Source organism: Nitrosovibrio sp. Nv6 (assembly GCF_900110495.1).
Taxonomy (GTDB): Bacteria; Pseudomonadota; Gammaproteobacteria; order Burkholderiales; family Nitrosomonadaceae; genus Nitrosospira.
Window position 1 is genome coordinate 1 of record NZ_FODX01000012.1, and the last position, 21,757, is coordinate 21,757.

Consider the following 21,757-nt stretch of genomic DNA (forward strand, 5'->3'; position numbering starts at 1 on the left):
ATGAATGATAAAGGACGTTATCATTCATAAAGGGGGACATAACTCGCTGAAATAGCTTCCCGTCCACAGAGATTTTCACAGCCTAAAAATACGAACATCTGCCCTTTTCCCGCTTCCTGCTTGTCACAAACCACCAGCTGCTATGTATAAGTTTGGCGGCAAAATAAGTAGCGATTTCCTGTGAATGTGACGACATTCGTTTGCGTCTCATCATTGCATTCCATTGAGGCCGACCAGGAATAACTGCAACTGACGTGGCTCACTCATCGGTGTATTTGCGTGATTCCTCGACTTATCAAGATACCTATATGTTTGGTAGCAAAAAGCCAAGGAATCAGGGATGCGGCAATAGAATGCCGAGCGGGTGCTTAACTTCACTGCTGCCCCCCTTCCGAAGATAGTCCCCACCCTTTCCTCAAAGTAAAGATAGACCCATGCCGCCCAGTGCGGTCAGCAAAACGACCTTCCAGGGTGAAACTTTCCAAACAACCAGCAGGATGAATGCCACGAGTGCCGCTGCAAAGTCCGCAGCGGCAAGCACTGCACTGGTCCAGACCGGGTCATAGAGTGCAGACGCCAGAATGCCAACGACTGACGCGTTAGCGCCTGCCATCGCCGCCTGAGCTCGGCTTCTTTTACGGAGGCCATCCCAGAATGGCAGGACGCCTACCAGCAGCAACATTCCGGGCAAAAATATTGCGATCAGGCAGACGGCCGCCCCCAGGATTCCATTGGGTTCAGGCGAAACAACAGCACCGAGATATGCAGCAAAGGTAAACAGAGGTCCGGGCACGGCCTGCGCCGCACCGTACCCAGCCAGGAAACTGTCCGCATCGATCCAGCCAGTCTCGACCACGCTTGCTTCCAGTAGCGGCAGAACTACATGACCACCACCAAATACCAGAGCACCCGCCCGATAAAAGGCCTCGAACAGTGCAACGGCTTGCGAGGAAGACGCGGTGGCAATAAGCGGCAAGGCGATGAGCAGGACGAAAAAGCTCAGCGATGCAAGCAATGCCTTCGGCCTGGAAAGCTGTATGTTCAAGTGACCGGCATCTGTTATCGGCAAGTTTTTACAAAGCCACAGCCCGGCAATGGCCCCAGAGATGATTGCGCCGATTTGCCCCGGCGCTCCGGGCAGGAAAACCACTATCAGTACTGCGGCAACCGCAATACTGGCGCGCGCTCGATCCGGGCAAAGATTGCGCGCCATGCCCCAGACAGCCTGTGCAACGACAGCCACGGCAACCAGCTTTAGACCATGAATCAAACCTTGGCCGAGCAGCCCGCCAAAGGCAGACGCACTGCGGGCAAAAGCCAGCAATAACAGCACGGAAGGCAGTGTAAAGGCAGCCCAGGCGATTAGGGCACCCACAAAGCCGCCTCTTGACAGCCCTAACGCGAAGCCTACCTGGCTACTGGCAGGCCCTGGCAGAAACTGGCATAAGGCGACGAGATCAGCGTAGCTTGATTCACTGATCCACCGGCGCCGCGTGACCAGTTCATCCCGAAAATATCCCAGGTGGGCTATCGGTCCTCCAAAAGAGGTGAGTCCCAGTTTTAGAAAAGCACCCAGGATCTCGCCCCAATGCTGGTGCTCAGGAGCGCCCGTGTCAGAAGTTTCTTGCATGCTGGAATCCTTTTATTTCAGTATAAGGAGCCTTGGCATAAGTTACCTTACAATCCAGATCATGGAATCCTGGCAGCATGGGAGGAAACATCGTGGATATAGTACTTCTGAGTCTGCTCATCGTGGTTGCCAGTGCTGTCGGTACTGTTACAGGCTTTGGCACCTCTACCATTATGGTGCCTGTCCTGGTGCCATTTTACGGTTTGCAGATAACGCTGCTGCTGGTTGGCATCGTCCACTGGTTTGGCGATATCTGGAAGATGTGGCTGTTCAGGAAGGGGCTGCGCTGGAAGCTGATCTTCCAGTTTGCAGCTATCGGCATCCCTGCTACGGTGTTGGGCGCTGCCCTCATGTTCCAGGTAGAGGAGACAATTCTATCCAGAATCCTGGGCGCTCTGCTGATCGCCTACGTTGCGTTTCTGCTGTGGAAAAGCGAGTTCGAGTTACGGCAAACATTGTGGACAACGCTCTCCGGGGGTGCAGTGTATGGCTTTGCCGCTGGCATTTTCGGGATTGGGGGAGCAATCCGGGGCGCGGTGCTAACGGCCTACAATCTCCCCAAGGAGGTTTATATATCGACAGCAGGCGCTATTGGCCTGATGGTCGACAGCGGCCGTTTAATCACCTATTTCCTGGGTGGCACATCCCTTGAGAATCATCTATGGTGGGGCATGTTGGTCTTCATTCCGGCCAGCTTCCTGGGCGCCAAGCTTGGCGAGTGGATTGTCGCTCATGTCTCGCAAAAGCAATTCCGCCAGGTGGTCGCGACATTTCTCATGTTGATCGGGCTGAAACTTTTATTTTTGCCCTAAGCATTTAGTCATCCCGGGGCCACAACTCTGAGTTGGCTACAAAATCCGGAGCGCGACGCAGATGTGCCTTGCACGAATATCAACTGCTATTCGAGCTGAAGCCGGACGGTGCATCAGGCGCACTCGAACAAGCTTTGGCCAGTGTGGGCTCAGTTTGAGGAGTAGGGGAGGTGCCTTCCGTGGAGGTGATTGCATCGTCACGGGTGGGATCGCTGCCGACCGCCAATTCCGTCATGCGCAGCGCGGAGTAGTGGTGGTCAATGATGAATTTAAGGTATTTGACTTCGAATGAGCCTGTTTTTCCTCTGCCCGGTTCCTTTGAATTGGCGCTGCCGGCTAAGCCCAGGAGCAAAGCGGCGGTAAAACACGCAATGAATGCAGAATGTAACGATCGGGAAGGCAATGAGAGGCAATCATGGAGAATCTCCTTGGCGAATTATTCTTTAATTCTTGAACAAGATGCTGAGGGTCATAATGAGATGTATAACGTGACGAAAGCCTTATTTTAAAGTTGTGTTACTTGCATCAGCTTTTACTCGTTGGAGGTCGGCAGAATTTATTAGTTATGAGGTTGAATACATCCTCACTTCGCCAAGCGCTGATAAAAAAACTATAGCAGCAGGCTAAATTCTTGCCAGGGAATCGGCAGGACTCAAAAAGGCCAATACGGCAACTATGGCATGTGGCATAAGGTTCTCTTCTGCCACGCCTGAATGAACAGTACGGGTTGGATACAGGGGGGTCAAATAATTTCAGACACGGAGATGGGTGGTATTGCTTGCGACGGAAGAAAAACGCTTTTTGTGCGCACCCGTACAGACTTTCCTGAGCGCAAGCATCAAGGTTGCCGATCGGCTTTTACTTCTTCCTTAAAGCTGAAAGCCGATTCGCCAAATCAACCAACTTAAAGGAGATATCCCATGACTCATACCAACGATCCCAAAATGCAATCTTGTATTGACGCGTGCAACCGATGCTATCAAACGTGCCTGCACGAAGCGATGAACCGATGTCTGGAATCAGGCGGTAAGCATGTCGCGCCCGACCATTTTCGCCTGCTGATGAACTGCGCCGAGATCTGCCAAACCTCCGTTAATTTCATGCTGAGCAGTTCTGCTTTTAGCAATCAAATCTGTAGAGTCTGCGCCGAGGTGTGTGACGCCTGCGCCAAGAGTTGCGAACAGATAGGCATGGAAGACTGCGCCAGAGTCTGCCGCGAATGTGCCGAGAGTTGCCGACAGATGGCCGGCCGGAGTTAATCAGGGTACTGCAGTTTAAGCCCCCTTGGTTGCTTGGCAAAAAACCGCGATGTCCCAGCAATAAAGGCAAAGCCAACTATCGCTTATTCCATTAGATTAGTCTTGCACAGCGATGGCATTGCGGTTTGAGCACGGATTTTTTGAAAAGTAACATTCCAGGGAGGTCGGAAAATCTGGTATCCCGGAGAAGAACCATTAATCATCCCCTCACTTCCAGAAAATGAGCGACAACGAAGACCAGCAGCGGAATGTTGTCGTCATTACGGGCAGTAGTGGCTATATCGGTTCGGCTCTGGTCAAGAAACTTGCCGAACAATTCCGCGTTGTGGCCTTCGATCGCGAAACCTCGCCACATCCTCCAGTCATTGCCGAATGTATATGCATCGACCTGACTGCGGACGATAGCATTGCTGCTGCATTAGCAAGGCTGCGTACAGCTTATGGCGGCCGCATTGCGTCGGTAATCCATCTGGCCGCCTATTTCGATCTCAGCGGCGAACCGGACCCCAAGTACCAAACCGTCACCGTCAATGGAACTGCGCGCTTCCTGCGCGGCCTCCAGGAATTCGAGCTCGAGCAATTCATCTTCGTCAGCACCATGCTCGTGCACGCACCAGGTGAGCATGGCAAACCGATCAACGAGGACTGGCCGCTCGATCCCAAGCTGCCGTACCGGGAGTCGAAAATTCTCACTGAACGCCTGATCCGCGAACAGCGCGCCAACGTTCCAGTTGTCCTGGTGCGTCCCGCAGGGGTTTATGACGACCTTTGCCATGCGCCTATTCTCGCGCATCAGATCGCACGAATTCATGAGCGCCGGCTAATCAGCCACCTCTACGCGGGCCGCCTCGACACTGGCCAGTCCTGGCTGCATCTTGACGACCTGACCCAAGCGTTGCTGCAGGTCGTCGTGCGCCGGCATGAGCTCCCGGCGGAACTGCCCCTCCTGCTTGGCGAAAGCGAGGTCCTGAGTTTTGATGAAATCCAGCGCGAACTTGGGCAGTTAATTCACGGCGAGGCATGGCAGACCACGCAATTGCCCAAGCCCTTGGCAAAAACAGGTGCGTGGGTGGAAAATGAAATCCTTCAAGAAGATCCGTTCGTCAAGCCGTGGATGATCGACGTATCGGAGGACCATTATGAGTTGGATACGTCTCGTGCACGCGCTCTGCTGGGGTGGAAACCGCAATTCAGCCTGCGCGAAACGCTACCGAAAATGGTCGGCGCGCTTAAACGCGATCCGGTCTCTTTCTATCGCGCAAATAAGCTCAATGCTGCAAAGGTAGCGGCGCAAAACGTGACGGCAAAGCCCGCGCATGAGGGTAGCGACGGCTCGGCTCACGCGCAGGAGATGATGCGCGAACACATGCAGGACATGCGCAAGATGCACTTCGACATGCTGTGGGTGCATTATCTCAATCTGCTGCTGGGCGCATGGCTCGCTAGCAGCCCATTCTGGTTTGGATCTTTCGGACAGGAAGCCTTTGGCGAAACGGTATTGCAGGTAACGCAGGAGCGGGGCCTGCAACCCCTGGAATTACGGAGCACCTTACTAGGATGGAGCAGTCTCGTCAGCGGTCTGCTGATCATGCTTTTCTCATTGATGTCGCTATCACCCCGCCTGGCTTGGGCGCAATGGGCAAACACAACGGTGGGTGTCTGGTTGCTTCTTGCGCCGCTAGTGTTCTGGGCCCCGAGCGCGGCGGTCTATGTCAACAACACGATGATCGGCGCGCTGGTGATCACATTTTCCATACTGGTGCCCATGATGCCAGGCATGAGCATGGAAAGCATGATGGACAAATCCGACGTGCCGCCGGGATGGACCTATAGCCCATCAACTTATCTGCAGCGGCTTCCGATCATTGCCTTGGGAGCTTTTGGTTTCCTGATTTCGGCCCATCTTGCTGCCTACCAGATGGGCCACGTAAATAGTGCCTGGGACCCGTTTTTCGCGGGAGCCGAGGAATTGAACGGCACCGAAACGATCATTACCTCCGATGTCTCCAAGGCTTGGCCTGTGGCCGATGCAGGGCTTGGGGGAGTCGCCTACCTGTTCGAAGTATTGATGGGCGTAATGGGCGGGCGGCAACGCTGGCGGACCATGCCGTGGATGGTCGCCATGTTCGGGTTTGTCGTCGTGCCGCTGGGCGTGGTAAGCATCTATTTCATTATTATTCAGCCGATCGTCATCGGCACTTGGTGCAGCCTATGCCTGCTGGCGGGTATCGCGATGCTGGTCATGATTCCCTACAGTCTGGACGAACTGGTTGCCATGGGTCAGTACCTGGCACAAAGCATGCGCCGTGGAGAGCCGTTCTGGTGTACTTTTTTTCGTGGCGGCGCACAACCGGATGGCAGCCAGGATGACCATCCCGATTTCGACGCACCGCTGGCGCTTGCGGCACGCTCGGCGGCGCTCGGCGTGACGGTCCCCTGGAATCTGGTGGCCAGCGCCGTCCTCGGCCTCTGGCTGATGTTCACCCGGTTGATATTCGGGACCGAACCGCCGATGGCCAACAGCGATCATTTGGTCGGTGCACTGATCATCACAGTCGCCGTCATAGCCATGGCCGAGGTCGCGCGACCGCTGCGCTTTCTAAACGTGGGCTTCGGGGTATGGCTGATCGCGGCGCCATGGATGCTGGAGGGCGCTTCCGTAACCGCTTCATGGGCTGGAGTATTTGTCGGACTTGCGGTAGTTGCTCTGAGTCTTCCGCGTGGTAGGCTGAGCAGGGAACATTACGGCAGTTGGGACCGTTTTATTGTGTAAGGTAGTAGAGGGTATTAATCTCTTCATTATCATCCATGGAGAATAAATCATGGCCTGGGTTCGGTGCCGCATGGAACAGGATCTGACACCTAGAGTTAGTTGATTAAATTTTCTTGCCGAGTGTTTTCTCATTTTGAGTTTGTCAACTCACACTTAAGGCTCATATCGATTGACAATAAGCACTAAATATTTCGTCATATCCATAGCAGCAGGAATGGCCATAATAGGCTGGTCCAGGCTTTCCCTTTCCCAGGACTTGCTAGTCGGCGCCGGCTATCGTACGGAACCGGTTTCATCTCGTGCCGCAGATCCCGTGTTTCAGCGCGATAGTCCATCTTCAACTCCTTCTTTCCCGGGCCGAGCAGCCAGCGATCTTTCTGAGAAGGAACCTCTCTTTCTTCAAAAGCTGAAGCAATTTGCAAGACAATACAATCCCACGCTGGCACAGGCATGGACCCAGATTGAAGGCGAGCGCGCCAAAGCGCTTCAGGCAGGGCTCTACCCGAACCCTGTCGTCGGTTACAGGAGCAGTCAAATTGGCGTGGAGAATACTATAGGGGAATTTCAGGGAGGTTTTATTCGGCAGGAGATTGTAACGGCTGGGAAACTCGAATTGAGCCGCCAAAAATACCTGGAACGCGCTACTGCGGCTGAGTTTCAGGCCTTGGCCCAGGAATATCGGGTAATGAATGCAGTCGTCATCCAATTTTATCGGCTTCTGGGATTTCAGGAGCGAGTGGAAATTCAGCGGGAACTCCTCAAGCATTGGGAGGATAATCTTTTGACCGTGCGGGAAATGTTCAATGTTGGCCAGGCCAATGAAGCTGACATTCGTAAAGCAAAAGTGCAACTTCAACAGCAGCAGCTACGCGTGCAGAGGGTAGAAAATGAATTGCAGCTGGAAAAAGAGCGTTTAATTACCCTCGTGGGAACATCGCTTCCCCAAGAGCCTATCTCGGGGAATCTGACTGAGGATCTGCCGCCTCTCAAATTTGAAGAAGCCCTCCAGCGATTACTAGACGAAAGCCCGGAACTTGGGCAAGCTCGCGCCAATATGCGCTCCGATCAAATCATGGTTCAACGGGAAAAGGCGGAACCCATACCGAATATCAATGTTCAGGTATCTGCCGGACGTAATTATGTCGATAATGGGCCGGTCTACGGGGTTCAAGCGTTCGTCGAGGTTCCGATCTTCGACTGGAACCAGGGAACCATTCAACAAGCTCGAGCCGATTTGAGGCGACAAGAGGCTCAGGTCAAGCTTACCGAGCTTCAACTTCGCAGGCGCCTGGCAGAGCAATTCCAGCGCTATCTTACCGCCCTACAGCACGTTAACAGTTACCGGGAAGTGGTACTTCCGGAATCGGAACAACGCTATAAAATCCAATTACACAGCTATAAAGCGGATCGCGAAACCTGGCCTGCGGTACTCGAAGCTCAACGGGATTTTTTCTCGCACCGTATGGAATATGTTGATCAATTGATTGCCTGGCGGACCGCCAGAGTTGCTATCGACGGGCTACTACTTATTGACGGACTTCAGGCTCCGCCAGATGTGACGCCGCCCGGTCACATTGATGCGATTCCCAAACCAAGATAAGGATAAATAGCTACTTAGGCCTTTGACTACTGGAAAAATCGATATGAAAATCGACGTGACTCGGCGGCGAATTTTGCTCACGGGAGCTGCAGCAGCAGCCGGAACTTTATCTGCCCAATGGGGACATGGCGAGCCGCTTGATGCCTCTCAGTCCCATAAAGACTCAGTTGGAAGATCTAAAAATTCCAATTCAGAGTTCTCGGATTATTCGCGGTATCGCCCCAGTTTTGGCGGCCCGCCTGATTCTGATAAGTATCTGGGAAAGCTCGTTCCCGGTTTTCGAAGTTCGGGACTTGAACCCGTCCCGTTCGAAGCCCCTGATCTGAAAAAACTCTCCTGGAAGATGGTCAATGGAGTAAAAGAATTCGAGCTCAGGTGCACTCCTGTCAAGCGTGAGTTTCTTCCCGGACAATACATGAACGTCTGGGGTTTCAATGACAGCATGCCAGGACCCACTATCGAGGCCTTTCAGGGAGACCGGGTGCGTATTATTGTCCATAATGAACTGCCGGAACCGACCTCCATCCATTGGCATGGGCTGGAATTACCAGTGGAATTCGATGGGGTTCCAGGCGTGACACAGCATCTTATTCCACCTGGGGAGACATACATCTACCAGTATGACCTTCATCAGACCGGCACCTTTTTTTATCATAGCCACGTGGCTATGCAGGAAGCATTCGGCATGATCGGGTTTTTCATCATTCATCCCCGTGTTGCATATGATCCGCCCGTCGATCGTGATTTCGGCCTAATTTTTCAAGGCTTTTTCATTCCACCCAATTCGAGCACCCCGGATTCCATGCGTATGGATTGGAACTGGCATACCATTAATGGGCGTAGCGGTCCTTATACCACTCCCTTGGCGTGTAAACATGGGGAGCGCGTTCGCATACGGTTGGTGGATTTCAGCCCTATGCAGCATCATCCGATACACATTCATGGTCATACGGTTTGGCTCACGGGTACCGAAGGCGGACGAATCCCATCTAGTGCCTGGATACCCAGGAATACGATATTAGTGGGCGTGGCCGTCGCCCAGGATTTTGAATTCATCGCCTTCAATCCTGGTGACTGGACCTTTCATTGCCATATGACCCACCATATGATGAATCACATGGTACGTCAGGTGGGACCTCGCATTCGGGGCGAAGAGGATGTTTCGCAATACCTGAATTCGCTGCCGAATCGCCCAGTAGCGGAACCGGCATTGGAAAATCCGGCTTTTGGAGTACCCGGTTATCCCCAGAAAATGCAGGATATGGACATGAGCCGGGAGATGTTGGAAAAGATCAACCAAAAGCGGGAAACTCGTGGCATGCGAAAAAACTGGCACATGGGCATCAAAGGGCTGATGACCGTGCTGCGCGTCTTGCCTGAAGAGTATTTTGATCTAGTAATGCGTAGCAATGATGACGTCCGGCCAGGCGCTATTTTTGAAGCTATTGCCAAGGGACAATACCGCACTTACCGTCCTTAGGTATGAAAATTTATAGAACATCCTCCGTTAATTTTTTTCCTTTCAATTTCCCAGTCACGATATCCTTAAGCTTATCAAGGGTCCGAGTTATGCCAGTCACTTGAGAGGCTGCAAATAGCCTTCTTCCATTATGAGGAGGGCAAGGATACGGGAATGCGACGAACTATAAGGTTAATACTTTCCCGCAGGCCTGAAATCTTAGCTCCCTTCAATCTGTCTCTTGTGCCCAGATGGAATACGTCACATGTTGTGCGACAAGTTTTCTGATTGCGACTATCAACCGTTCGGTCCTTCAGCCAAGATACACGATAAAGCCGAGATTGACTGGGCGCAAGAGACAGATTGAAAGCATCGGTTAGGATTTGAGTTTCTCATACAGGAATAGCGCAAGGGAGGGCATCAAAAGCCCAGCTGGATGCCGAGCGTAACCCGAAAATCAGGCGCATCCTTGCCGATGCCTGCCCCGGCACCCAAGGATAATATCGTTCCTGGAATCAAGCTTTGCCGCAACCCCAATTCGATAAACTGTGCTGCCTTGCCCTTTTCCAGTTCCTGTTCGTGCACGTAATCCGCGACCAGCACTGTTTTCGATGAGAATACCCGGCTGTAGCCGATCGCCGCGAAATAGCTGTTCCGGCGCTCGCCCTCCTCACGGCCTCCATTCCGTCGCCATGCAAAATTGACATGCAGCCGGTCAGTCTCGCGATCGCTCAGACTCTTGGTGGCGATAAGCTTAAGGGTGGTATCGATTCCTTGACTGCCGCTTGCCGTTGGAAACGACCCTCGCCCAGCGATAGCAAACACCGGTACAAAGCCAAATTCTGTATTGAGGTTGTGAAACACCTCGAGAGCAGCATTACCTCGTCTTATCCCATTTCTCACCTCTTCTGTTTCGAAAGGGACAGCAATCTTGAAGGGCCATTTCGGGGTAAGGTGCATTCCAGCCCGGGTTCCAGGACAAATGCATTGTTTCCATCCTCCGTGCGGAGGAAGCGAGAGAGGATTTGTACCTCGCGTGCATGTTCCGCGATCGGAAAGGCATCTTCTATTTCGACAGGAAAGCCTTCTTCGAGGTTGAAATGTTCGGTGGCTTCAACCCGCGCCGCCTGAAGGCTGAGCAGGAGGACTAGCGCAATTGCTATCACTCTTGAGGCGGCTGGCATGGTAACAAGATCAGGCACGAAAACGACCTATGAAGGGGAAGGCTTTACGCGAGCAGGTGGGCAAGATGGACAATTGCGTTCAAGCTTGCAGGCAATGCGCCGAAAGCTGCCGTAGCATGGGTTCGGCTGGTTGATCCACAATCAAAACCAGATCAGGTCGAACCAGGCGAGCCTACGATCCCACCTCCATGCCAGCAGAGACCAGGGTGAAAATGATAAAACCCGCGGTGAATGACATAAGGGATGCCCTTGTGTCTTCCACCGTCTCGTGGGCTTCGGAGATCATGTCTTCAACCGCTGCAAGGGTTAGCAATCCGGCGGTAAAAGAAAGCGCGCCCATTTGCCAGACTTCGTTATTTTCCCTCAGCAAGAAGTAAGCGAGGACCGATGCGGCCAGTACGGGGATGGCAAACGAAGCCGATAAAAATATGCGGCGTCCTCGCGGCACCCCTTTTGCTTTCATGTTCGCAATAGTGGCATAGCCCTCCGGGACATCCGCCAATACTTGGCCCAGGGCGAGTGTGAGCGCCATGGTGAAGGAAACAGCCGAGCCTGCCCCAATCATTAAGCCGTCGCTGAAAAGATCCATGGATACCGCGATATAGATCATCCACATGCCCCGCTTACCGGAGGCATCCTGTTCAGATGCGCCCTGGAGCTTCCCGACGATGCTGTCTATCGCAATGTACGTCAGCCCGCCCAAACCGAACGCCACAGCAACTTGCCAGGCGGAGATTTTTTCCAGTGCCTCTGGCATCAGTTCAACCGAGACAATGGCGATAACAATTCCCGCTGCGGCATGCAAGGCATTGCTGAGCCGGCGCTGGTTCGTTACAAAAAGCTCAGCCAGCATGCCGCCCATGAAGTTGCCTAACGCGGGAAGAAGCGCCAAACCGAGCACAGTCCATATTGAATCCATGCCAGCTCCTCGGTATTTGCAGTTTCATTTGAACAAGCAAAACTCAGGCAGAGCAAACTTCATTTTAGTCAATTCATGCGGCTTTTATTTCAGTTCGCGCTTGCCTGATAACCGTTCGGGCAGCAGTCAATCCCAGGATGCCCATGATCGCCGCAACGGCAATGTCCGGCCCCCCTGTACCCGTGCCAAACACGCCAAGTGCAGCAAGCATTACCGCGAGATTGCTGATGGCATCATTGCGAGAACAAAGCCATACCGAGCGCATATTGGAGTCGCCATTGCGATAAGCAAAAAGCAGCGCTGCCACTGATACATTCGCAAGTAATGCCACGAAGCCCACTATGCCCATCACAACGGGTTCCGGCACGGTGCGAGACGCGGCATGCGATACAGCGGTACCAATGACAAAAAGGCCGTACCCTCCCATCGTTATTCCCTTGATCAGAGCCGCGCGTGAACGCCAGACGGGAAGCATGGCCAGGACAAAAAGCGACAGGCCATAGTTGGCTGCATCCCCTAGAAAATCGACGGCATCGGCCAGGAGGGAGACGGAACCAGCTTTCCAGCCGGAGAAGAGTTCGACGATGAACATGCCAGCATTAATCGCCAAAGCAATCCATAGGATGCGGCGGTAACGCCGGCCAACCGGCGGTTTTTCTGCGGAGCAACCTCCATTGCAGCAAGCAGACATTTTTCCTCCTTTTCGGTATAGTGTTATTAGAAACCCTGTACTTACTACAGAGTCAAGCTTAAGGAGTGATGATGGGTAAAAGTATAAGAATCGGTGAGCTTGCGGCGAGAACCGATTGCAATATCGAAACGATACGGTTCTATGAGCGGGAAGGGTTGCTTCCTGCTCCAGCAAGAAGCGATAGCAACTATCGGCTTTATAGTGACGCGAACGTTGAACGGCTGACATTCATACGTCATTGCCGGTCCCTGGACATGGCTTTGGATGATATCCGGATGCTGCTTAAGTTTCGCGATGCGCCAGACCAGAACTGCGGCGATATCGATGCGCTGCTTGATGAACGTATCGAGCATGTGACTACTCGCATCGCAGAGTTGCGAGCGCTTGAGAAGCAACTAAAAAGCCTGCGTTGCCTGTGCAAACAGGAAAGCTCGGCAAAGGAATGTGGAATACTGAATGAACTTGCTGCAGAGGCTCAATCCAGGCAGCGGTAAGAACCAGCGTTCAAGTGACGAATTAGAAGATTAACGGTGCAAGTCATGGTAACTTGGATGCATTAACTAAGCGTTATTCTCTCCAATCATATTGCTTGGCTCATAGAACCGAGGTCTGGGGATGAATAAGTTATTTAGAGTTTGCTGGTATGTCAGGGACTCCATTTCGGCGGCACGATCAGAGGTAAATAAATAGTATGCAGGAAGTAGATTCATGGCCTGCTGCACTAAAGCTGTGGCCGAATAATCTTCAGCCCGTATTCGAGGGCTTTTTCCGTCCACGGGCGCTTCTTCCAGTCCTGCAGCGTTATCCGTTTTGAGCGCGCCAAATCCGCTTTGAAGTCCGCCAATTGACGCTCGGCAAATTGGCGGTTGTAAACGTTCAGGTTGGCCTCATCATTCAGCCTGAACGATCTGTTATCGAAATTCGTCGACCCGACACAGACGTATATCTCGTCAACAATTAATATCTTGCAATGAAACATGGTGGGTTGAAATTCAAAGATTTCCGCGCCTGCTTCCAGAAGTGGACCCCAGGTTCCGCGCGAGGCCTTACGTACATATGTTGTATCGATATGACCGCTTGGCAGAATTATCTGGATTGTCACGCCACGTTTCAGTGCGTTGACCATTGCATCCCGCGCGAGCCTGTCGGGGACAAAATACGCCATGGAAAGATGAATACTTTTTTTCGCTGCTGTGATAGCGAGAAGATACATCAAGTGCATACTATTCGCGCCGCCTTCTCTGGAGCTCTTGAATACTTGCGCAAGGTGGGGACCGACTTCCTTCAACTCTGGAAAGTATTCCCCACTATCCAATACGTCGCCCTTTACCTCGATCCAACTATCGATAAACGCTCCTTGTAATTGCGCCACCACGGGTCCCTCGATGCGGTAGTGCGTATCGCGCCAGTGATCCGGTCCCTGTGCATGGCCGTTCCATTCGTCGGCAATTCCGACCCCGCCGGTAAACCCCGTCTTTCCATCAACAATGAGGATCCTGCGATGGGTTCGATTATTCAGTCTTCTCCAGGTATGCCATTTGAGGGGATGATATTTTTCAACCTCGACACCCGCATCGCGCATTTTCTGGATCCAGGAATCTTCCATCTTTCGGCTGCCTAACCAGTCGAGGAGGACATGAATTCTGACCCCCTCCCGTGCCTTTCCCGACAGCGTGTCCACGAACTCGTGCCCGATACTCCCCGACCAGTAAATGTAAGTCTGGAAGGTAACAGTTTTCTCTGCCGCACGAATCGCTTTCAGCATTGCCGGAAAAATTTCGTCTCCGTTAAGCAATGTCTCAACACGATTGCCGGCAACCAATGTCGGACCAAGGAGACCATTTATGGAACGTAAAAACTGCGCGTCGGCTACGCTGTAAAAATGGCCAACGCGCTGCATGGTCTCTTTCTCGCTCCGACCAAAAATCACAGCCAGCCCAAATATCAAGACTATAGTGATCGACGCGAGAACAACGCTCCAAAGAGGGATGCTCAATTAACTGCACCTGATTTCATATCTCTCTTCAATCGCCTCAATGCGGTCATTCAAGAATTCATGCAGCAAGGATCGGACTATGTCATAACCGCTGTAAAAGTGATGACTTAATGATTTGGCACGAGGCTTAGTTTACCGCAACGTGGGCGCGCGGTTGCTGGCGCGTCCCAGCAAGCGAGCAAACGAGAACCATACGCCGTCTCATGATGAACCTCTCGTTAGGGCTAGCCCTAGTGAGAGATCATTTAACCCCTCTAAAAACCTATCACTAGATATGTTTTTGGATTATGATCGACTCTCTATCACATCATCTTTAATCCGTGTGAGGGCAAAAATGATCATTGGCTACGCGAGAACTTCAACTATCGATCAGGCGGCCGGTTTCGAGTCTCAGCTGAGAGAACTTGAAGGCGTCAAGTGTCAAAAAATCTTCCGGGAACAGACATCATCGATTGCCGTTCGCCCATAACTTGAAACGGCACTGGAGTTCATACGGCAAGGTGATGTTCTCGTGGTCACCAAACTTGATCGGCTTGCCAGATCGGTGCCCGAACTCGTGAGAATAATCCAGGCACTGGAACGAAAGGGGGCTGGCTTACGCGTTCTTAACTTGGGAATGGATACGAGCACACCCACCGGAAAATTGATGTTGACCGTATTAGGAGGCATCGCCCAATTCGAGCGGGAAATGATGCTGGAGCGGCAGAGGGAAGGTGTAGCCAAGGCCAAGGCAGCGGGAAAATACAAGGGACGAAAACCAATTGCCGACTCGATCAGGCAGGAGGTAGTCCGTCTTGCAGGAGAGAGGATGACGAAGACTGCTATTGCCGATCAATTAAACATTGGGGAAGCCACTGTATACCGGATTCTCCGCAGCAGCGCCTAAGGAAAACCGCCAAGCAAAGATTGCCTCAATCTGGGGGTTTTTTCGGAATTTGAGGACTTCTGTAACTAGATTTTGGAAGACGAGAGCGCCTTGAACAAGTCAGAGATATTTAACGACGGCGCGTGGGTGATAAAAAAGCTGCGGGCGCGCATTCCCGAAGACCCATTCGAAGTCCTGATCAATGGCGAGCCAATGGGGAGGACGAAGCTTTTATCCTTTGCAAAACGCGTACCCGCTACAAGCCGTTTCCCCCAGGTTCTTGTTCTCTACTCTTCCGGCTATCTGCGGCTTAAGGCCGGAGCTGATCCCACGCCCCCGTTGCCATTTGGGCAGAGCCTCGTCCTTGGCCCGGCAATCTCCGGTACTTCCGCTTCATGTCCGAAAAAGACCTTATTCTTTCATCCCCAGTTAGGGCGCGTTGCCATTGACACCTCCCGGCTCAATCAGGGTGGCACGTGCGGGATGCTGATTCGGATTACGGGTTCCCCCGCAAATCGTTTACGGAAGAGCGGCACGACCAGCCAGATCATGGCACTCACTTGGCTGCTGACCCTGGAAGAGCCGCAGGACCTGGTGACTACTACGCTTCATGTCGCGGGAACCTTTGAATTCATGGAGGACGTGATCCCGAATCTCTCGCAGACGAAAACATTCGAGTCGATACGTCTCCTTCAGATTTCCACAATGTTTATTGATAATGCCCGGCATGATATTGACATGCTGCGTTTGCACACTGAGAACGATATCGTGACGCTACCCTACGATTCGTCAATGGCAAATCTGTTGCTGCCAGTCATCCCCAGTCCACTGGACTCCGCCATGCCGATATTCGACTCTGTCCATACCGATGATGCTGGGCGGCCCAACGGGAATACGCCCAGCTACAGAATCAGGATAAATTCAGTAACAGGCCCGACAGCAGGCCCCATTATGGTTCGGGCATTTTTCAACCGGAGCCAAAACCTGCGATATGACAACATGGGGATATGGGCCTTTCAGCAAGCGCCAGCCTCGATAAAAAAGGGCACAACGGGAAGCATCGGCTACTCCGTTATCGCAGGTGTTAATGCCCATTTCCCGGGGGTAATTTGAAACCCGAAGTGGAAAATGAAAAGCCGGCAAGCCTTGGGCCAGGCGTGATGCCTACCAGGGCTAGCTTTTGTCAGGGTTATGAGTTCGAACGGTACGTAAAAACGTCATACCCCCTTTCACTGCCGAGCAAGAAATCAAGCGGGAGAGTCCGTAGCTTGGAATCGAACCTTGCATAAACAGCCTTTCGGCTTAACCTCATCCAGAGCAACAAGCGAAGGCCGGCAAGAAACATCGTGAAATTGCATTTGTTCACATGTTATGTGATACTTGTATCACAATTACCAGCAAGGGGTTTTTATGGTTCTCTCGATTCGGCTCCCCAGTGATGTGGAAGCCAGACTTAAAAATTTGGCCGCCAAGACTGGGCGAACCAAGAGTTATTACATTACTGAGGCAATCTGTGAGCATCTGGATGACCTCGAAGATTTATATCTTGCCGAGCAGCGCTTGCGCGACATTCGTGCCGGTAAAACTCAGACCATACCGATTGAGGAAGTGATGAAGCGTTATGGTCTGGAGGGTTGAGCTAGACCCTGCAGCGGAGCGTGAATTGAGCAAGCTCGACCCACAAGTGGCGCGCCGTATTCTGGTTTTTTTGCATGATCGGGTGGCTGCCTTGGATGATCCCCGCAGCATCGGTGAAGCACTAAAGGGTTCCAAGCTGGATGAGTTCTGGAAATATCGCGTTGGCGATTACCGCGTTATTGCAAATATTGAGGATCACGCTGTACGTATCCTGGTCTTGAGAATTGGCCACCGTCGGAAGGTATACCGCTGATGCGCAGCTTCAGCCGTTTTGGTTTCTGCCATTATTCATAAAAATGACCGGAGAAGATGTCCTCAAAGACAGGGCAGGTAAGTGTCATGGAAATCGTTAGCGCATTTGGGTCGAGATAGGGCGTGTGTTTTGACGTCTTGACGTAATGACGTCTTGACAAGTTGGCGTAATGACGGCACCCTCCTTATCTACTCACTTAAATTGCTAGCTGTTGGGTAGTTCCAAACTGGCTCATTCGATCTTATTTTTAGCTATATTGACGTCATGAAGCTTTGGCGTCGCTACGTCGGGGCATCATGAAAAAAATAGCTTTTCTTAGCCAAAAGGGCGGTAGTGGAAAAACAACACTTGTCGTACATGCTGCTGTTGCAGCACACGAATCTGGTGAGCGGGTAGTTGTTATTGATACGGACCCGCAGAAAAGCGCAACTGTGTGGGGCGAGGCGCGCAGTCAAGATGAGCCTATCGTAGCGACAGCGGCTGCTGCTGACTTGCCACAGGTGCTTGTAGTTGCTCAGCAGGAACAAATGACGTTTGCCATCGTTGATACGGCGCCGCATGCTGCACCTGATGCGGCGCGTATTGCACGCGCCGTTGATCTTGTTGTGATTCCGTGTCGCCCTACTGCTTTTGATATCGCTGCAGTCGCGAGTGCTGTGGATATTGTAAAGGCAGCTGGCGTTCCCGGCGTATTCGTGTTGTCAGCGTGCCCTTTTCGTTCGCCAGAGATAGGGGAAACACGTATTGTGCTAGCTGATTACTGTTTACCAATTGCTCCGGTAGAGATTATCGATCGCCGCGCATTCGCTCGCGCAGTTGCTACTGGACGCGCGGTTACTGAGTTTGAGAGTGATGGCAAAGCTGCTGGCGAAATTAGGATTTTGTGGAATTGGCTCAAGGAGCAAGTGCAATGAGTAAAGCAACTGGATTAGCAGCATTCACACGTAAAGGGAAAGGTGCAATAGCGACCCAAGAGTCTATGACAACAGAGACTCCGTCAATGCGTAAACGCGGAAGGGGAAAGGGGGATATAGTCGCCCTGACAGTACGCTTGCCACGGCCAGAATGGGAACGTGTTCATCAGCTCGCTGTTACCGAGGGTGTTAGCATACAAACGCTTGCCGTCGAAGGATTATCGAAAGTGTTTATAGAGAAGGGTTTGCCGGGTTTGACAGAATGACGTATTGACGTCACGACGTCGTGAATGCAAAAAGAAACACATAGAGTCAATGCAAAAAAAACTCTCCGACCACGTAGTCAGGCTTGCCGCAAAATCAAAGGCGCGCCGGGTTGCTCAGCCCCAGCAACCTGAGTTATTCGCCAAGGATACGTCCGTATCTGCGGCCAAATCTCCAACAGAAGCTCGCGAAAGAAAGTCGGCACTGGAAAAACAGAGCAACGCTCATAACCTCTTGCCTGTACGTCATCCTACCCGAGATTTTTTTCTGTGCGATATGTTCGATTATGCCTTGAAGGATGATGGAGCAAGCATGGAGGTGCCAATTTTCACCCTTGCAACTAAACCGGATTTGACCGTGTGGCACTGGGAAAGCAAAGACGGCAATCGGAGCATTACCGTTACACCTAGTGTGCAAGGAAGAGCCACACAATTTGACAAAGACGTATTGATTTACATCGTGTCACAAATGACCGAAGCCCTTAACCGGGATCGCTTGGACGCGAAAAATAGGGTTGTTCGTTTTACTGCCTATGACTACCTGGTTTCAACGAATAAACCAACCGGTGGTAAGGAGTATGGCCGACTTGAAATGGCAATGGAGCGGCTCCGAGGAACGAGTATTAAGACCAACATCAAGACTGGAGGACAACGCGTTAAAGAAGGCTTTGGGTTAATTGAACGATGGAAGATTATTGAAAGATCGCCAGATGATGAGCGGATGATCGCGATCGAAGTCACCCTATCCGAATGGCTATTTAATGCAGTGCAGGCACATGAAGTTTTGACAATCAATCGCGACTATTTTCGTCTTCGGCGGCCGCTCGAACGGCGCTTGTACGAACTTGCACGTAAACATACAGGTCATCAATCTGAATGGAAAATAGGGCTTGAACTTTTACATGAGAAGTGCGGTAGTAAAGCTGAGCTAAAGGAATTTAGGCGCATGATTACAACGATTATTGAGGCAGACACACTACCGGACTATAGGATGTTGCTGGATAAGGAATCAAGCCAAGTGTACTTCTATACGAAAAACCAGAAGCGTTTAGCGCTAAGCCTGCTTAGAAAAGCAGTTAAAGATTAGCTTTCTTCCCGTTTATACAGCTCGTTTACCTGAGTTCATATCGTTACATCACCCACCATCAAATTTTTTTGTTACTCCTGAGTCTTGGACAAAAGGTCGGAAAGTAAATCAAGCCATAGCACGTGTTTAAGGAAAAATTATTAATAGAGAAGAAGGTCCCGTTGGCTATTATCGTTATATCACCCACGAGGGCGTTATTTTACTTACCCTAACGTTATATCACCCACTATTTCCTGTGAATTAGCTCGTTATATCACCCACCACCTACTCGTTATATCACCCACCTCGATAAGCCTCAAATCCGCTCCCAGCCTTGCTTTAAAAAAATGTAACGCGCGCGCGTTTTTTAACTTATAAAATCTTTAACGTCTGGCGCGCCAGGTCCGCTGTGGATAACTATTTCACAACAGCAAATTTCCCGAAAAACCCCCTCTATCGAGGCCCCCAGCGGGGGCCAGAAGACCCCCGTTGCTGAAGCTCCAGCATCTCTGCCATAACCAGCCACAAGGCATCCCAGCATTCAAAAAACCCAAAAACAAAAACTAAACGAGAGATAAACCTGGCTAACCCACGAGCAGTGCAAGGGACAATCCAGGTGGCTCAGCTGCCAGCTTCGCTGCCATCTGACCTGAGCCTTTGGCTCACCCTTCGGGCACCAGGACCCGGACAAATCAGCCCCGGCCTGCAAAGCAGCCCGGCGCCTCAGCCGGGTTTCTGTAGAAATTGCCCCTGGTTCCTGTTAGTAATACGTGTACGACCGCAAAACCCGTCTTTAGGAAGGAGGGTAGGGCTGTTTGGCAAGTTAGCGCTGAGATGGCCGTTTAAATGCGTCTACAAGGCTCTAAGGCGCATTTCTACCTCAAGCCCAAGGAAATCCATATCCCTTCCAATTTAACCGCTCTAAAGGGCTTAAAAAGCCGCTTTGTTACTTCTGTAATACCGGGTGAATACGACTTGAAGCTTCAAGACAGGGTCAAGGCGGGCTTCGCCCCCGCGAAGCGGCTTGGTCTTGATGCTGTCTTAAAGCTGGTCAAACGCTAGGCTTGCGGGTGCAGGGGATAAGGTTTTGGCCGCAGGCCTCCCCTGCACCCCTGCCCCGTGGCGAACGCCGGGTGTGGGACAGCGCCCCACGCATCTAGCTCTTCATCCTTTCTGCCAGCAGCGCATCGCCTGCGCGCTTCCATCCGCTTCTGCACCGGTCATCCGGTGGCACCCGGGCCAGCTCAAGCAGTGCGCCCGGGAGCTCTCCCAAATCAAAAACCGCGTAAGCCTCAAGTGTTTAATGTACGAAACATAACGATTCTTTAACCATTTTATATCGATCCATGTAAAAAAATATCGGTAAAGGTCCGGGCAGGATATGTGAAGTTATATAACCAGCAAGCTGGTCACATAACTTCACTTTGTCCTTATTCGCGCTACGCACTCAACGGAAAGCCTGCTCTGCGAGGCCTAAGGCGGCTACCGCCGCCAAGAGGAAAACCCATGAAAAAAACCAGGGAAGCAGCTTGCCCGCAAGCAGCCCGGGGGTCCGCGCGATGATTTTGCGGATGCTCGACAGGATCGAACGCAATCAGGATGAATTGCGAACAATCATCGAGACAATCGTTGCTCGGGTGACTATCTACAGCTAGATTCAAAACAGATCGCATAGCGATGGCTGAGTTGCCGCCACACATTCAGGAGCGGATCGTCTGCTCCATGGCGGCAGGCGGAGTAACCCCTTGCCAGAAGTTGGCGATGTTCGCCTAAACATTACTACCTGACGCAGCTAAAAAATGGGGGGAATAGCATACTTCTGCACGCGGCACACCGGAGGCGAGTGTTGCTTCAACCATCCATCACTTCACGCAGCCGGGCCGTCCGAGATCGTTTTCATACCCTGATGCAAGCGATTAAGGTCCCCGGTCAGCCTGGTTTTATTCATAGTGCATTACTATCGAATGGAGTCGCAAAGAGACACAACGATTCACATATATTTGTCTAATATCACGATAGTAATCACATACAAAGTGCAATTAGAGCAATAAATGTGTAAACAATCGCAAAATCCATAAAAACAGTTTAAATTCGAAGAAAGATAGTGGAAAGCTTAATGCAGGATAGGCCAACAGGCCGCTATTGTTATACGCTTCCATACCCGCACTTCCTGAAGAAACCCATCCGAGCCAAATGTTCTACCTGACAACACGCATCCAGGAAAAGACCAAGAGCGCTTTTCAGCAGCAAGCAAGCACAATCTCGCTATCGCTCGTCCCATGGACAACCCTATGGATAACCTGATGGACGATAGATCCCCGCCCACAGCTATCCCATTTAATGAATGATAAAGGACGTTATCATTCATAAAGGGGGACATAACTCGCTGAAATAGCTTCCCGTCCACAGAGATTTTCACAGCCTAAAAATACGAA

The 21,757-nt window shown here is 51.7% G+C and carries 18 protein-coding genes; 12 read left to right on the top strand and 6 right to left on the bottom strand.

Translation table 11 applies throughout. The annotated features are described in order from the left end of the window. Positions 1 to 415: 415 nt before the first annotated feature. A complete protein-coding gene (gene chrA / locus BMX66_RS14900) occupies positions 416 to 1,630 on the bottom strand; it encodes a chromate efflux transporter (RefSeq protein ID WP_090883615.1) in 1,215 nt (404 codons plus the stop codon). A 92-nt stretch (positions 1,631 to 1,722) separates the two neighbouring features. Here chrA and BMX66_RS14905 point away from each other — a divergent pair, with 92 nt between their 5' ends. From BMX66_RS14905 to BMX66_RS14930, 4 genes are all read left to right on the top strand, one after another. Then, positions 1,723 to 2,442 (top strand): sulfite exporter TauE/SafE family protein, encoded by a 720-nt coding sequence (locus BMX66_RS14905; RefSeq protein ID WP_199679342.1) that lies wholly within the window; start codon positions 1,723 to 1,725, stop codon positions 2,440 to 2,442. Positions 2,443 to 3,921: 1,479 nt separating this feature from the next. Next, positions 3,922 to 6,474, top strand: coding sequence for an SPW repeat domain-containing protein (locus tag BMX66_RS14920; RefSeq protein WP_090883623.1), 2,553 nt, complete (start codon positions 3,922 to 3,924; stop codon positions 6,472 to 6,474). A gap of 214 nt (positions 6,475 to 6,688) precedes the next feature. After that, positions 6,689 to 8,074: a TolC family protein gene (locus tag BMX66_RS14925; protein ID WP_090883625.1), complete on the top strand. Its 1,386-nt coding sequence runs from the start codon at positions 6,689 to 6,691 to the stop codon at positions 8,072 to 8,074. 43 nt (positions 8,075 to 8,117) lie between these two features. Beyond that, positions 8,118 to 9,554 carry a copper oxidase gene (locus BMX66_RS14930; protein WP_090883627.1) on the top strand — a complete coding sequence of 479 codons (1,437 nt, stop codon included), beginning with the start codon at positions 8,118 to 8,120 and terminating at the stop codon, positions 9,552 to 9,554. 399 nt (positions 9,555 to 9,953) lie between these two features. Here the strand turns inward: BMX66_RS14930 and BMX66_RS14935 are convergent, their stop codons facing one another. From BMX66_RS14935 to BMX66_RS14945, 3 genes are all read right to left on the bottom strand, one after another. Next, on the bottom strand, positions 9,954 to 10,493 hold the full coding sequence (locus tag BMX66_RS14935) for a hypothetical protein (RefSeq protein WP_090883629.1): 540 nt from the start codon (positions 10,491 to 10,493) through the stop codon (positions 9,954 to 9,956). A gap of 396 nt (positions 10,494 to 10,889) precedes the next feature. Next, positions 10,890 to 11,636 carry a ZIP family metal transporter gene (locus BMX66_RS14940; RefSeq protein WP_090883631.1) on the bottom strand — a complete coding sequence of 249 codons (747 nt, stop codon included), beginning with the start codon at positions 11,634 to 11,636 and terminating at the stop codon, positions 10,890 to 10,892. A 73-nt stretch (positions 11,637 to 11,709) separates the two neighbouring features. Then, the gene (locus BMX66_RS14945) at positions 11,710 to 12,327 is read right to left on the bottom strand and encodes a cation efflux transmembrane domain-containing protein (protein WP_090883633.1); all 618 of its coding nucleotides are present in this window, start codon (positions 12,325 to 12,327) and stop codon (positions 11,710 to 11,712) included. Positions 12,328 to 12,395: 68 nt separating this feature from the next. On the opposite strand from BMX66_RS14945, the gene cadR reads away from it, so the two are divergent. Next, positions 12,396 to 12,821, top strand: a complete 426-nt coding sequence (gene cadR, locus BMX66_RS14950) for a Cd(II)/Pb(II)-responsive transcriptional regulator (protein WP_304528648.1) — start codon at positions 12,396 to 12,398, stop codon at positions 12,819 to 12,821. Between the two features lie 227 nt (positions 12,822 to 13,048). Here the strand turns inward: cadR and BMX66_RS14955 are convergent, their stop codons facing one another. Then, a complete protein-coding gene (locus BMX66_RS14955; protein ID WP_255398989.1) occupies positions 13,049 to 14,323 on the bottom strand; it encodes a phospholipase D-like domain-containing protein in 1,275 nt (424 codons plus the stop codon). A gap of 481 nt (positions 14,324 to 14,804) precedes the next feature. On the opposite strand from BMX66_RS14955, the gene BMX66_RS14960 reads away from it, so the two are divergent. The 7 genes from BMX66_RS14960 to BMX66_RS14995 all read left to right on the top strand — a co-directional run bounded on the left by BMX66_RS14960 (position 14,805) and on the right by BMX66_RS14995 (position 20,384). After that, positions 14,805 to 15,209, top strand: a complete 405-nt coding sequence (locus tag BMX66_RS14960; RefSeq protein ID WP_255398990.1) for a recombinase family protein — start codon at positions 14,805 to 14,807, stop codon at positions 15,207 to 15,209. A 90-nt stretch (positions 15,210 to 15,299) separates the two neighbouring features. Beyond that, complete coding sequence (locus tag BMX66_RS14965; protein WP_143058265.1) at positions 15,300 to 16,301, top strand: hypothetical protein; 1,002 nt, start codon at positions 15,300 to 15,302, stop codon at positions 16,299 to 16,301. A 297-nt stretch (positions 16,302 to 16,598) separates the two neighbouring features. After that, entirely contained in the window at positions 16,599 to 16,826 is a 228-nt protein-coding gene (locus BMX66_RS14970; protein WP_090883637.1) for a type II toxin-antitoxin system RelB family antitoxin, read from the top strand. Further along, positions 16,810 to 17,079 (top strand): type II toxin-antitoxin system RelE family toxin, encoded by a 270-nt coding sequence (locus BMX66_RS14975; RefSeq protein ID WP_090883639.1) that lies wholly within the window; start codon positions 16,810 to 16,812, stop codon positions 17,077 to 17,079. Before BMX66_RS14970 ends, BMX66_RS14975 begins: the two co-directional genes overlap by 17 nt. Positions 17,080 to 17,375: 296 nt before the next feature. Beyond that, entirely contained in the window at positions 17,376 to 17,993 is a 618-nt protein-coding gene (locus tag BMX66_RS14980) for an AAA family ATPase (protein ID WP_090883641.1), read from the top strand. Positions 17,994 to 18,308: 315 nt separating this feature from the next. Next, on the top strand, positions 18,309 to 19,343 hold the full coding sequence (locus tag BMX66_RS14990) for a replication initiator protein A (protein WP_090883645.1): 1,035 nt from the start codon (positions 18,309 to 18,311) through the stop codon (positions 19,341 to 19,343). A gap of 825 nt (positions 19,344 to 20,168) precedes the next feature. Next, on the top strand, positions 20,169 to 20,384 hold the full coding sequence (locus tag BMX66_RS14995; protein ID WP_090883648.1) for a hypothetical protein: 216 nt from the start codon (positions 20,169 to 20,171) through the stop codon (positions 20,382 to 20,384). 94 nt (positions 20,385 to 20,478) lie between these two features. On the opposite strand, the gene traD is transcribed toward BMX66_RS14995, so the two are convergent. After that, positions 20,479 to 20,595: a conjugal transfer protein TraD gene (traD, locus tag BMX66_RS15000; RefSeq protein ID WP_090883650.1), complete on the bottom strand. Its 117-nt coding sequence runs from the start codon at positions 20,593 to 20,595 to the stop codon at positions 20,479 to 20,481. Positions 20,596 to 21,757: the final 1,162 nt, after the last annotated feature.

Excerpts from the sequence above, each read along its gene's own strand:
- chrA (WP_090883615.1), bottom strand. The coding sequence starts at position 1,630 with ATGCAAGAAACTTCTGACACGGGCGCTCCTGAGCACCAGCATTGGGGC.
- BMX66_RS14920 (WP_090883623.1), top strand. The coding sequence starts at position 3,922 with ATGAGCGACAACGAAGACCAGCAGCGGAATGTTGTCGTCATTACGGGC.
- BMX66_RS14925 (WP_090883625.1), top strand. The coding sequence starts at position 6,689 with ATGGCCATAATAGGCTGGTCCAGGCTTTCCCTTTCCCAGGACTTGCTA.
- BMX66_RS14930 (WP_090883627.1), top strand. The coding sequence starts at position 8,118 with ATGAAAATCGACGTGACTCGGCGGCGAATTTTGCTCACGGGAGCTGCA.
- BMX66_RS14935 (WP_090883629.1), bottom strand. The coding sequence starts at position 10,493 with ATGCACCTTACCCCGAAATGGCCCTTCAAGATTGCTGTCCCTTTCGAA.
- BMX66_RS14940 (WP_090883631.1), bottom strand. The coding sequence starts at position 11,636 with ATGGATTCAATATGGACTGTGCTCGGTTTGGCGCTTCTTCCCGCGTTA.
- BMX66_RS14945 (WP_090883633.1), bottom strand. The coding sequence starts at position 12,327 with ATGTCTGCTTGCTGCAATGGAGGTTGCTCCGCAGAAAAACCGCCGGTT.
- cadR (WP_304528648.1), top strand. The coding sequence starts at position 12,396 with ATGATGGGTAAAAGTATAAGAATCGGTGAGCTTGCGGCGAGAACCGAT.
- BMX66_RS14970 (WP_090883637.1), top strand. The coding sequence starts at position 16,599 with ATGGTTCTCTCGATTCGGCTCCCCAGTGATGTGGAAGCCAGACTTAAA.
- BMX66_RS14975 (WP_090883639.1), top strand. The coding sequence starts at position 16,810 with ATGGTCTGGAGGGTTGAGCTAGACCCTGCAGCGGAGCGTGAATTGAGC.
- BMX66_RS14980 (WP_090883641.1), top strand. The coding sequence starts at position 17,376 with ATGAAAAAAATAGCTTTTCTTAGCCAAAAGGGCGGTAGTGGAAAAACA.
- BMX66_RS14990 (WP_090883645.1), top strand. The coding sequence starts at position 18,309 with ATGCAAAAAAAACTCTCCGACCACGTAGTCAGGCTTGCCGCAAAATCA.
- BMX66_RS14995 (WP_090883648.1), top strand. The coding sequence starts at position 20,169 with ATGCGTCTACAAGGCTCTAAGGCGCATTTCTACCTCAAGCCCAAGGAA.